At 71.4% G+C, this 12,107-nt stretch carries 10 protein-coding genes; 5 read left to right on the top strand and 5 right to left on the bottom strand.

Annotated elements, in window-relative coordinates; all coding sequences use genetic code 11:
• The first annotated feature begins 330 nt into the window (after positions 1 to 330).
• From ACFYZ8_RS29875 to ACFYZ8_RS29860, 4 genes are all read left to right on the top strand, one after another.
• A complete protein-coding gene (locus ACFYZ8_RS29875; protein ID WP_388538211.1) occupies positions 331 to 1,023 on the top strand; it encodes a response regulator in 693 nt (230 codons plus the stop codon).
• Positions 1,024 to 1,150: 127 nt separating this feature from the next.
• Entirely contained in the window at positions 1,151 to 2,179 is a 1,029-nt protein-coding gene (gene gap, locus ACFYZ8_RS29870; protein WP_388538212.1) for a type I glyceraldehyde-3-phosphate dehydrogenase, read from the top strand.
• Between the two features lie 69 nt (positions 2,180 to 2,248).
• A complete protein-coding gene (locus tag ACFYZ8_RS29865) occupies positions 2,249 to 2,785 on the top strand; it encodes a DUF1003 domain-containing protein (RefSeq protein WP_359035189.1) in 537 nt (178 codons plus the stop codon).
• Positions 2,786 to 2,904: 119 nt separating this feature from the next.
• The gene (locus ACFYZ8_RS29860; RefSeq protein ID WP_388538214.1) at positions 2,905 to 3,897 is read left to right on the top strand and encodes an Acg family FMN-binding oxidoreductase; all 993 of its coding nucleotides are present in this window, start codon (positions 2,905 to 2,907) and stop codon (positions 3,895 to 3,897) included.
• A 104-nt stretch (positions 3,898 to 4,001) separates the two neighbouring features.
• On the opposite strand, the gene ACFYZ8_RS29855 is transcribed toward ACFYZ8_RS29860, so the two are convergent.
• Genes ACFYZ8_RS29855 through ACFYZ8_RS29835 form a run of 5 tightly spaced genes read right to left on the bottom strand, consistent with a single transcriptional unit; the run spans position 4,002 to position 11,469 of the window.
• On the bottom strand, positions 4,002 to 4,637 hold the full coding sequence (locus ACFYZ8_RS29855; RefSeq protein WP_388538216.1) for a vitamin K epoxide reductase family protein: 636 nt from the start codon (positions 4,635 to 4,637) through the stop codon (positions 4,002 to 4,004).
• Entirely contained in the window at positions 4,634 to 5,416 is a 783-nt protein-coding gene (gene narI / locus ACFYZ8_RS29850; protein ID WP_388538218.1) for a respiratory nitrate reductase subunit gamma, read from the bottom strand. The genes ACFYZ8_RS29855 and narI overlap by 4 nt, the downstream gene beginning before the upstream one ends.
• Positions 5,413 to 6,204 (bottom strand): nitrate reductase molybdenum cofactor assembly chaperone, encoded by a 792-nt coding sequence (gene narJ, locus ACFYZ8_RS29845; protein ID WP_388538220.1) that lies wholly within the window; start codon positions 6,202 to 6,204, stop codon positions 5,413 to 5,415. Before narJ ends, narI begins: the two co-directional genes overlap by 4 nt.
• On the bottom strand, positions 6,201 to 7,769 hold the full coding sequence (gene narH / locus ACFYZ8_RS29840) for a nitrate reductase subunit beta (protein ID WP_388538222.1): 1,569 nt from the start codon (positions 7,767 to 7,769) through the stop codon (positions 6,201 to 6,203). Before narH ends, narJ begins: the two co-directional genes overlap by 4 nt.
• Before the next feature lies 1 nt (position 7,770).
• The gene (locus ACFYZ8_RS29835) at positions 7,771 to 11,469 is read right to left on the bottom strand and encodes a nitrate reductase subunit alpha (protein WP_388538224.1); all 3,699 of its coding nucleotides are present in this window, start codon (positions 11,467 to 11,469) and stop codon (positions 7,771 to 7,773) included.
• Positions 11,470 to 11,787: 318 nt separating this feature from the next.
• Between ACFYZ8_RS29835 and ACFYZ8_RS29830 the strand changes: the two genes are divergently transcribed.
• A complete protein-coding gene (locus ACFYZ8_RS29830; protein WP_388538225.1) occupies positions 11,788 to 12,081 on the top strand; it encodes a hypothetical protein in 294 nt (97 codons plus the stop codon).
• Positions 12,082 to 12,107 lie beyond the last annotated feature (26 nt).

Genomic DNA, 12,107 nt, shown 5'->3' with positions numbered 1-12,107 from the left:
GCCGCGGTGGGCCACGTCAGCGCGCTGCTCGCCGCGTGGAGGGGGCCTCTGCGCTCGCGGACGGCAGTCCGGCCGCTTCGGCCTCAGGCCTCGGCTCGACCGGTGCTGGGAGGCGCACGCGCGCGTGCCGTTGCCGCGAACGAGCTGCCTGTGGTGTCGGAAACGGCTCGCTGAAGTGAGCGACACGAGACGGCGCGCCACAGTCATCAGGGCCGACCGGCCCTGGCCGTTCGGCCCGGGATCGCGCAAGATCTGGCGTAGACAGGGACCGGTCGTGCCCGTGGGCGAAGTCCGGTGTGGGATCAGATGGCGTAGAACGAGGAGTTTCCGATGGCGGACGGCGAGAAGCCCGGACCCGACAACCCGATCCGGGTCTTCCTGCTGGACGACCACGAGGTGGTGCGGCGCGGGGTGCACGACCTGCTGAACGACGAGCCGGACATCACCGTGGTCGGCGAGGCGGCCAATGCCGAACAGGCCCTCGTCCGCGTGCCCGCGCTGCGCCCCCAGGTCGCCGTGCTCGACGTGCGCCTGCCCGACGGCGACGGCGTGACCGTGTGCCGGGAGCTGCGCTCGCAGCTGCCGGAGCTGGCCTGTCTGATGCTGACCTCCTTCGACGACGAGGAGGCACTGCTGGACTCGATCATGGCGGGCGCCTCCGGGTACGTGCTCAAGCAGATCCAGGGAACGGACCTGGTGTCGGCCGTGCGCACGGTGGCCGCGGGCCAGTCCCTGCTCGACCCCAGCGCCACCGCCAGGCTGATGGCCCGGCTGCGTCAGGGCCAGGAACCGGAGCCCGAGCCCGACGCTCTGCCGGGCCTGACCGTGCGGGAGCGGGAGATCCTGGCCCTGATCGGCGAGGGGCTGACCAACCGGCAGATCGGCCAGCGGCTCTACCTCGCCGAGAAGACGGTGAAGAACCACATCTCCCGGCTGCTGGCCAAGCTCGGTGTGGAGCGGCGCATCCAGGCCGCCGTCATCGCCACCCAGGCCCAGGACCGGCTGAAGCAGCAAGGCCACTGACACCCCGCTGTGAACCGGGGGCCGAACGTCCCCCGGCTCGCCCCCGTACGGCCCAAGCCCGACCGAGTCCCCGGCCGACAGGCTGGCACCGCAGACAGACGCGGATCGACCCGGGAGGACGACGGACATGAGCGTGCGCGTGGGCATCAACGGCTTCGGCCGCATCGGACGCAACTACCTGCGCTGCGTGCTGCAGCGCGCGGAGACCGAGGCCGGCACAGGTGTCGACGTCGTGGCGGTCAACGACCTCACCTCGCCGGCGGCACTGGCGCACCTGCTGGCGTACGACTCGACGTACGGTCGCATCGGCCGCGCCGTGGAGCACGACGACACCTCGATCACCGTCGACGGGCACCGCATCACCGTGACCGCCGAACGCGATCCCGCCGCCCTGGACTGGGCCGGCCTCGGCGTCGACGTGGTCATCGAGTCCACCGGCCGTTTCCGCACCCGCGAGCAGGCGGGGCTGCATCTGAAGGGCGGCGCCCGCAAGGTGCTGCTGTCCGTGCCGGGCAAGAACGTCGACGCCACCGTCGTCATGGGCATCAACGAGGACAGCTACGACCCGGAGAACGACCACGTCGTCTCCAACGCGTCCTGCACCACCAACTGCGTGGCGCCCATGGTGAAGGTCCTCGACGACCGCTTCGGCCTGGTCAAGGGGCTGATGACCACCATCCACGGCTACACCAACGACCAGGTGGTCCTCGACGGACCGCACAAGGACCCGCGGCGCGGCCGCAGCGCAGCGGTCAACATCATCCCCACCAGCACCGGTGCCGCCCGTGCCGTGGGACTGGTGCTGCCGGAGCTGGCGGGGACACTGGACGGCATCGCCGTACGGGTACCGGTCGAGGACGGCTCACTGACCGACCTGAGCGTGGTCCTCGAACGCGAGGTGACCGCCGACGAGGTCAACGATGCCTTCCGGGAGGCCGCCGACGGGCCGCTCAAGGGCATCCTGCGGGTCTCCGACGCGCCGATCGTCTCCCGTGACGTCGTCGGCGACGCCGCCTCCTGCGTCCTGGACGCCCCGCTGACCCAGGCGCACGGGGATCTGGTCAAGGTCTTCGGCTGGTACGACAACGAGTGGGGCTACACCAACCGCCTGCTCGACCTCACCGAGTACGTCGCGGCCCGGCTCCCGCGGCGCTGACAGAGCAAGCAAGGACACCCTGACAGCCCGGCCACGAGCGGCGGGCCTCAGCCGAACAGGACGGATGCCATGAAGTCGGAGTCCGAGGGCCGCGGCAGCTCCTCGCCGCCGGGCGGGAGCGGCCCTCGTCAGCCCGTCGTCCGCCTTTCCCACGAGCGGATTCTCTCCCACGAGCGGGTCCGGTTCGCCCGGATGCGCGGCTCGCAGGACCGGGTCGCCGACGCGATCACCTCGTTCGCGGGGACGATGCGTTTCGTCTACCTCCACGCCCTGTGGTTCACGGCATGGATCGCGCTGAACGAGGGCGCGCTGGGGAAGGCGGGGATCTTCGATCCTTATCCGTTCGGCCTGCTCACCATGATCGTCAGCCTGGAGGCGATCTTCCTGTCCACGTTCGTCATGGTCAGCCAGAACCGTCAGGCCCTGCGGGAGAACGTACGGGCGGATCTGGACTTCGAGACCAATCTGCGCTCCGAGGTGTGGTCGGTCCACATCGGCCAGGTGCTCGGCCTGGACCCGCGGGAGATCGAGCGACACGTCCAGGAGATCATCGCGCAGAGCAGAGCGGGCATCGACGGTACGCCGGTCGACCCCGAGACCCTCTGATCATGATCCGGAGAGGCCCGACAGGCTCCGCAGGACCGCGGACTCCCGTCGGGAGGACACTGGGTGGGGTACCTGGTGATGCGAGGCCCGTCACGGCGGGAGCACGCGAGGAGGCCGGCATGGGTCCGGGACAGCTCGACGAGAAGACGGTGAGCACGCTGGTGGCCGAAGCCACCGCGGCCCCGTCCATGCACAACGCACAGCCATGGCGTTTCCGCTTCCTGGCCGACGAAGGTCTCCTGCTGCTGCGTGCCGATCCCGGGCGGGCCATGCCCCGGTCCGATCCCGGCAACCGTGCGCTGCACATCGGCTGCGGGGCGGCACTGTTCAACCTGCGGGCAGCCGCCGCGCACGCGGACCTCCTCGCGGAGACGAGGCTGCTGCCCGATCCCCAGGACCCGCTCCTGCTCGCCGCCGTCCGTCTCACCGGGCCGGCCGGGAGCTCGCGGGACGACGACCTGGCGCGGCTCCATCCCGCGATCCGGCAGCGGCACACCAGCCGCCACCCCTTCGCCGAACAGGACATCCCCGAGGAGATGCGGTCCGTGCTGCGGGAGGCGGCGGCCCGCGAGGAAGCCGAGCTGCTCTTCCCCGGCCCCTGGCACGCCGAGACCCTGCTCGACCTGGTCCGCGACGCCGAGAGCCGTGACGTCATGGACCCCGACGCGCGCGAGGACCTGGTCCGCTGGACCCGGCTCGGGCCGGAGGCGGACACCGCCGTCGACGGCGTCCCCGAATATGCCTTCGGCCCGCGCAAACGGGACGGCAGGGCTCCCGTGCGGGACTTCGCGGGGCGCCGTGCCGTGGCCGACCGCGGCACCACCAGCTTCGAGCACACCCCCCACCTGGCCCTGCTGAGCACGCCCGGCGACGGGCCCGCCGACTGGCTGCGCGCCGGGCAGGCGCTGGAACGGGTCCTGCTGGAAGCCACCCTCGCCGACCTCGCCACCTCCCTGACCTCCCACGCCCTGGAGAACCGCGAGCTGCGCCTGCTGGCCCGCGACCCGGGGTCGGGCAGGGGCCAGGTGCAGATGGTGCTGCGCATCGGCTACGGCCCGAGGGGGCCGGCCACACCCCGCCGCCCCGTCAGGGACGTGCTCGAGATCGGGTGAGCGGCGGAAGCGGATCGGGGGCGGGGGTTCGGCTTCCACCGGGGACGTGAAGGCTCGGCCCGCTGCTGCGCCGCGCGGAGGCTTTCGGCGCCCGTGCATTCCGGCTACACCAGGCTGCTCCAGTACGGCCAGAAGCGGGTGAGGACGAGCAGGGCGATCACCCCGTACCACGCGCCGAGCAGCATCCAGTGCGTGTCCCGGAGGACGTACAGGAGCCCTCGGGGCGCCGGGAGGAGTCCCCGTTCCAGACCGTGCAGGGTCAGGTACCAGAACAGGGCGATGGTGGCGATCCAGACGACGGCACAGAAGGGGCAGAGCTTGTTGAGCTCGTAGAGCGACTGCCCGATCAGCCAGTGCACGAACACCACCCCCACCAGCGCCCCGGCGTCCAGTGCGAGCCACAGCCGGCGGTGCAGGCGCGCCCCGGAGAGCACGGCCGCGCCCAGGGCGGTCACGGCGGCGAACGCGGCGAGTCCGAGCAGCATGTTGGGGAAGCCGAACAGGCTGCCCTGCGGGCTGGACATGACGCTGCCGCAACTCACGACCGGGCTGATGTTGCACGGCGGTCGGTAGGAGGGGTCACGCAGCAGCCGCCAGTCGTCCACGGTGAGCTGGAAGGAGGCGAGCCAGCCGACGATCCCGGTGAGGACCATCACCCATCCCGTGCGGCGGCTCGCGCCCACCGCGTGCGGGCGCCCGGCGGTCGTGGTGTCCGGCGCCAGCGAGGGTCCGTGGCTCATGCGGCCCGCCGGGAGCCGGAGGCCGGCCGGGTCCGGCGCGCGGCCGTCGGGGCCGTGACCGGTGCGGCCCTCCTGCGGTAGACCAGGTAGGGGCGGGAGAGATATCCGACGGGGGCGCTCCACACATGGACCAGCCGTGTGAACGGCCAAGCGGCGAAGAGCAGACAGGCGGTCAGCGCGTGCAACTGGAAGAGGAGCGGCGCGCCGGCGATCGCCTCGGGCCGCGGCTGGAGGACGAACAGGCCGCGGAACCAGACGGAGACGGTGGCCCGGTAGTCGTAGCCGGGCCCGAAGACGTTGTGGGCCGCGGTGGCGGTGATGCCGAGCAGGACGGTGGCGGACAGCAGCGGGAAGAGCAGTTTGTCGCTGCGGTCGGTGCCCAGCCGGATCGACCGGGTCAGCAGCCGGCGGGCGCACAGCATGCCGAGTCCGGCGACCATGGCGACGCCCGCCACCGAGCCCGCCCAGACGGCCGTGGTGTGGTACGTGTGCTCGGTGATGCCGGCCGCCTCGGTCCACGAGTCCGGGACGGCGAGGCCCACCACGTGCCCTGCGATCACCATGAAGGCGCCGAAGTGGAACAGCGGGCTGCCGTAGCGCAGCCAGCGGTGTTCGAGGAGCTGGCTGGTGCGGGAGGTCCAGCCGAACTGGTCCTGCCGGTAGCGCCAGACGTGCCCGACGACGAACACCGCGAGACAGATGTAGGGGACGGCCACCCACAGCAGGAGGTCGGCGCCGTCGGCGGACGCGGCGGCCAGAGGGGTGGGCACGGCGTTCATCGGGGGCCTTCCGTACGGCTGGTCCGAGCGGGTGGCACACGGGTCGGCGGGGCGGGCGCAGGCGGCACGAAGGTGCCCGGCGGCGCGAACTCGCCCTCTCCATAGGTGCCATAGGGGTCGAGACCGACCTCCTCGTTCGGCGGGCCCTCGGCGACGAGCCGGGCCACCGCAGCGCGGTCCGCCTCGGTGGGCGGCGGCAGCAGGGTGAGCAGCGCGGCCAGGACGTGCCGGTACGGCGAGTCGGCGTCGGCCAGCGCCCCGTGGATCAGCTCCAGGCCGCGCCGGTGCCGGCGCAGCGGTGCCTCGCCACCACCCGGCCCGACGAGGGCGGCGAACTCCAGCACCACCGGCAGGTGGTCGGGCAGTTCGCCGCCGTCGGTGTCCCAGCCGGCGGCCTTGTACCGCTGGTTCAGGGTGAGCAGGGCCATGCCCCGGCGGCGGGTGTCGCCGTGCAGGTAGTAGGTGAGGTAGAGGCTGCTCTTGCGGCGCAGGTCGAACATCTCGACGTAGTGCCGCTCCAGCGCCTCGGGAGCCTGTGCGGCGAACCAGCCGGTGAACCGGGCCAGTTCCGCGGCCGCGGCTGTTGCCGGAAGAGCCCCCACCACGGAGGTCAACTCGTCCCGGGCCGCGCTCAGTTCGGAGTCGGGGTACTGCAGGAGGAGTGACCCGAGCCGCAGGATCAGAGCCCGGCCCGCCGTCTCCTCGGGGGTGAGCCGGGACGGGCGGCGCACGGCCGCGCGGACTCGGGTGCGGACGAGGGCGGGAAAGGTCGCGGGCAGGGGGCTCACGGACGTCCTCCGGCGGGGGCTTCGGGTGTACGGCGGCGCAGGGTGGGGATGCCGAGCATCACCCGGCGGCCCTCGGCGGGCTGCGGGTCCTCGGAGGACTCCACCGGGCAGCGGTTCTCCGTCGCGGTCAGCGCGGCCGCGTCCTCCATGTGCGCGGCAGGGACGACGTACCTGTCCTGGTACTTGGCGACGGCGAGCAGCCGGTGCAGGTCCCGCGCCTCCCGAGGGGTCAGACCGACGGCCTTGAGCAGAGCCTCGTCGCCCTCCTCGCCGAGGGTGCGTTCGCGCATGTACGAGCGCAGCGCGGTGAGCTTCATCAGCACCCCGGCCACGACGTCGGTGTCCCCGGCGGTGAACAGCTCCGCCAGGTATTCGAGGGGGATGCGCAGCCGGGTGACGGCGGCGAAGACGTGGTCGGGGTCGTCCTGGTCGCCGCCCGCCGCGTCGACCGCGTCCAGGACGGGGGAGAGCGGTGGCACGTACCAGACCATCGGCATGGTGCGGTACTCCGGGTGCAGCGGCAGCGCCACCTTGTACCGCATCACCAGGTCGTACACCGGGGAGCGGCGGGCGGCGTCCAGCCAGTCCTCCGGGATGCCCGACTCCCGTGCCGCCGCGCGCACTTCGGGGTCGTGCGGGTCGAGGAAGACACCCCGCTGGGCGTCGAGGAGGTCCGTCTCGTCCGGGGTGGCGGCGGCCTCGCCGACCTTGTCGGCGTCGTAGAGGAGCAGGCCGAGGTAGCGCAGCCGGCCGACGCAGGTCTCGGAGCAGACGGTGGGCTGGCCGGCCTCGATGCGCGGGAAGCAGAACGTGCACTTCTCGGCCTTGCCGGTGGCGTGGTTGACGTAGACCTTCTTGTACGGGCACGCCGTCACGCACATCCGCCAGCCGCGGCACCTGTCCTGGTCGACGAGGACGATGCCGTCCTCGACCCGCTTGTACATCGCGCCCGACGGACAGGCCGACACACAGGCCGGGTTGAGGCAGTGCTCGCACAGGCGGGGCAGGTGGAAGAGGAAGGTCTGCTCGAACTCGAACTTCACCTTCTCCGCCCACTCACCGGTCAGGTTCGGGTCGCCGCCCGCGTTCTCGGGGGCGCCTCCCAGGCCGTCCTCCCAGTTGGCGCCCCAGGTGATCGCCGTCGGCCTGCCGGTGAGGACCGAACGGGGGCGGGCGACGGGCATGTCCTTCTGGGCGGGGGCGCTCACCAGGTTGTCGTAGTCGTAGGTGACCGGCTCGTAGTAGTCCTCGATGGACGGCAGGTCAGGGTTGGAGAAGATCGACAGCAGGCGCTTGACCCGGCCGCCGGAGCGCAGGACGAGACGCCCGCGCTTGTCGAGCATCCAGCCGCCCTTCCACTGCTCCTGGTCCTCGTAGCGGCGCGGGTAGCCGACGCCGGGCTTGGTCTCGACGTTGTTGAACCAGGCGTACTCGACGCCCGTGCGGTTGGTCCACGTCTGCTTGCAGGTGACCGAACAGGTGTGGCAGCCGATGCACTTGTCGAGGTTCATCACCATCGCCATCTGGGCCATGACGCGTCCGATAGGGGCTTCGCCACGGGGCATCTCAGTACTCCACATCCTGCGAGCGGCGGCGGATGACGGTGACCTCGTCGCGCTGGTTGCCGGTCGGGCCGTAGTAGTTGAAGGCGTAGGTGAACTGCGCGTAGCCGCCCGCGAGATGGGTGGGCTTGAGCAGCAGCCGGGTCAGGGAGTTGTGGATGCCGCCGCGCCTGCCGCTGACCTCGGTCTTCGGCACGTTCACGGTGCGGTCCTGGGCGTGGTGCATGTACACCGTGCCCTCGGGCATGCGGTGGGTGACGACGGCCCGGGCGGCGACGACGCCATTGCGGTTGTACGCCTCGATCCACTCGTTGTCCTTCACGCCGATCTTCCCGGCGTCCTCGGTGGACATCCAGATCGTCGGCCCGCCACGGGACAGGTCGAGCATGTACTTGTTGTCCTGGTAGTTCGAGTGGATGGACCACTTGGAGTGCGGGGTCAGATAACGCACCGTCACCTCGGCCCGCTCGTCGTGGAGTTGCTCGTCGCCGTAATGCCTCGGGCTGTTCAAAGGCGGCCGGTAGGCGGGGAGTTGCTCGCCGAGTTCGGTCATCCAGTCGTGCTGGACGAAGAAGTGCTGGCGGCCGGTGAGGGTGTGCCAGGGCTTCTTGTGCTCGGTGTTGATGACGAACGGCGAGTAGCGGCGCCCGCCGGTCTCCGACCCCGACCACTCGTAGGAGGTGATCACGGAGCGGGGCTGGGTGCGGGTGTCGGCGAACGTGATCCGTTCCGCCTCGCGCTCGGCGGAGAGCTCCACCAGGCCCTCGCTGCCGGTCTGCCGCTCGAGTTCCCTGAAGCCCTCGGTGGCGAGGCGGCCGTTGGTGGTGCCGGACAGGGCGAGGATCGCCTCGCACATGTGGGACGCGGTGGCCAGCGAGGGCCGCCCGGCGGCGACTCCGTCCCTGACGGTGCCGTTGCGGTGGCGGAGGTCGTCGATCTCCTGGTCCGGGTGGACGGTGACGCCCTTGGTGGTGGTGCCCAGGGTGTCCAGCAGCGGGCCCACGGCGCGCATCTTCTGCGCGATCGCGGCGTAGTCCCGCTCGATCACGACGAGCTTCGGCATGGTTCGCCCGGGGACCGGTTCACACTCGCCGGCCTTCCAGTCCCGGACGACCCCGCCCGGCTGGGCGAGTTCGTCCGGGGTGTCGTGCAGCAGCGGCACCGCCAGGACGTCGGTGCGGGTGCCCAGGTGCTCGGCGGCCAGCTCGCTGAACCTGTCGGCGATCGTCAGGAACATGTCGTAGTCGGTGCGGGCCTGCCACGGCGGGGCGATGGCCGGGGTGAAGGCGTGCACGAACGGGTGCATGTCCGTGCTGGACAGGTCGTCCTTCTCGTACCAGGTCGCGGCCGGCAGGACCACGTCGGCGAGCAGGCCGGTGGAGGTCATCCGGAAGTCCATGCAGACCAGCAGGTCGAGCTTGCCCTCGGGTGCCTCCTCCCGCCACACCACGTCCTTCGGCCGGTGCTCGGGCGGGGTCTCCTCGGAGCGGACCGCCGCGTCCGTACCGAGCAGGTGGCGCAGGAAGTACTCGTTGCCCTTGCCGGAGGAGCCGAGCAGGTTCGCCCGCCACACGGTCAGCACCCGGGGGAAGTTGGCCGGGTCGTCGGGATCCTCGGCGGCGAACCGCAGCCGCCCCGACTTCAGTTCGTCGACGATGTGCTCGGCGACCGGCCGGCCCGCCGCCGCGGCCTCGTCCGTCAGGTCGAGCGGGTTGCGGTTGAAGCCTGGGTGCCCGGGCGTCCAGCCCAGGCGCACCGCCTGCGCAAGGCAGTCGGCGAACCCCTTGCCCGCGAAACGGCCTTCACCGAGGGGCGAGGCCAACTCCTCGGGCCCGAACGCCTCGTAGCGCCACTGGTCGGAGTTCAGATACCAGTAGGAGGTGCCCGCCATGTGCCGGGTGGGCCGCTGCCAGTCGAAGGCGAACGACAGGTGCTGCTGCCCGGTGACCGGGCGGACCTTCTCCTGGCCGACGTAGTGCGCCCAGCCGCCGCCGTTGACGCCCTGGCAGCCGGTCATCGTCGTCAGCGCCAGGAAGGCCCGGTAGATGGTGTCCGAGTGGAACCAGTGGTTGGTGCCGGCCCCCATCGCGATCATGGAACGGCCGTTGGTGCGCTCGGCGTTGCGGGCGAACTCCCGGGCGATCCGGGCCGCCTGCCCGGCCGGCACCGACGTGATCGTCTCCTGCCAGGCCGGGGTGTACGGCTCCGAGGCGTCCTCGTACGACGACGGCCAGCTGCCCGGCAGGCCGGGGCGCTCCACCCCGTACTGGGCGAGCATCAGGTCGAAGACGGTGGTGACGAGGCGGCCGCCGACCCGGCGGACCGGAACACCGCGCAGCATCACCGATCCGCCCTCGGTGGCCCCCTCGTCGAACCGGGGCAGGGCCACGGTGGCGGTGTCCTCGGCCGACGCCAGCAGGCTCAACTCGGGTACCACGTCGCCCAGATCGAGATTCCAGCGGCCTCGCTCGGCCTCCCCCCACCGGAAGCCGAGCGAGCCGCCGGGGACCACGGGTTCGCCCGTGGCCCCGTCCAGGAGGACCGTCTTGGACTCGGCGTGTTCCGTGTCGTGTCCGAGGTCGGCCGCGGTCAGGAACCCGTCGGGGACGAGCCCGTGTTCGTCGTGGTCGCGCAGCGTCACCAGGAACGGTGCGTCGGTGAACGTGCGCAAGTAGTCCTGGAAGTAGGGAACTTCACGGTCGACGAGGAACTCGCGAAGGATGACGTGGCCCATGGCCATCGCCAGTGCGCCGTCCGTGCCCGGATGCGGGGACAGCCACTCGTCGGCGTGCTTGACGTTGTCGGCGTAGTCGGGGCTGACCGCGACGACCTTCGTGCCGTTGTAGCGGGTCTCGGTCAGGAAGTGCGCGTCCGGGGTGCGGGTGACCGGGATGTTGGACCCCCACATGATCAGGTAGCCGGCGTTCCACCAGTCGGCTGCCTCGGGGACGTCCGTCTGGTCGCCGAAGACCTGCGGCGAGGCGATCGGCAGGTCGGCGTACCAGTCGTAGAACGAAAGGAGGGTGCCGCCGATCAGCGAGGTGTAACGGGCACCGGCCGCGAACGACGCCATCGACATCGCCGGGATCGGGGAGAAACCGGCGACCCGGTCCGGGCCGTACGCCTTGACGGTGTGCACCTGGGCGGCGGCGATCAGCTCGGACACCTCGTCCCAGTCGGCGCGCACCAGGCCGCCCTTGCCGCGGGCCCGCTTGTACGCCCGCGCCTTGGCGGGGTCGCCGGTGATCTCCGCCCAGGCCGCCACCGGGTCGCCGAGCCTGCGCCGCGCCTCACGCCAGAGTTTCAGCAACTCGCCCCGCACATACGGGTACCGGACCCGGCTGGGGGAGTAGGTGTACCAGGAGAACGACGCTCCGCGCGGGCAGCCGCGCGGCTCGTACTCGGGGCAGTCCGCGCCGATCGACGGGTAGTCGGTGGCCTGGTGTTCCCAGGTGATGATGCCGTCCTTGACGTACACCATCCACGAGCAGGAGCCGGTGCAGTTGACGCCGTGGGTGGAGCGGACCACCTTGTCGTGGGCCCAGCGGTCCCGGTAGAAGCTCTCCCATTTCGGGTCGCCTTCACCGAACACGGCGCGTCCGTCGGCCGACACCTCACGGCGGGTCAGCAGCCTGCGGGCCGCCAGCGGCCAGCCGTCACCGGTGGGGGACGCCTGACGCCGTGCGTTCTGATCGTTCTCCATACCGGGGAACGCTAGAAGCCGCGGGCCATCACGGACTTGGGGCCGGCGGTCCCTGCCGGACGGCCTTCCGGCCCTATCCGGCCGGCCGCAAAGGGGACCAATGGTCCCCGTGCTGGGTCCGGTCGGCGCACTCGCCCCGCGGCACACTCGTGCCGCGCCCGCCACGCGCCGCGCCCGCTTTGCCTCGTACCGCACTCGCCAACACACGGCAGAGCACCCGCCAACACACGGCAGAGCACCCGCCAACACACGGGCAGGGCACCCGCCAACACACGGGCAGAGCACCCATGAGCACACGGAAGAGAAGGACTACACGTCATGGACGGATCGCACCGCCGGGCAGGCACCCTGCTCGGGACGGTCGGCGCAGCCCTGCGGGAGGGGAAGATCACCTTCCCCGAACGCGGACTGCCCGCCGAACTCGCCGCCCATGCCGGCCGCCGGGTGGAAACCGGCCCCGTGGCGCACGCCTACGCCGCGTTCATCAAGGGCAACCTCGCCAAGGCCACCGGCGGCATGGCACCTCACGACCCTGGTCCCGGGCCGGGCGCCGCGCTGGTTGCCACCGCGGACGCCCTGACGCCCCGCTCCTCGAACCACACCAGACCCTGACCCTGTCACGGGCTGACGGCCCGACC

This window comes from Streptomyces sp. NPDC001668, from assembly GCF_042893155.1.
Lineage (GTDB): Bacteria > Actinomycetota > Actinomycetes > Streptomycetales > Streptomycetaceae > Streptomyces.
Note: the sequence above shows the minus strand (reverse complement) of the source record. Positions and strands in the feature narration are given on the sequence as shown.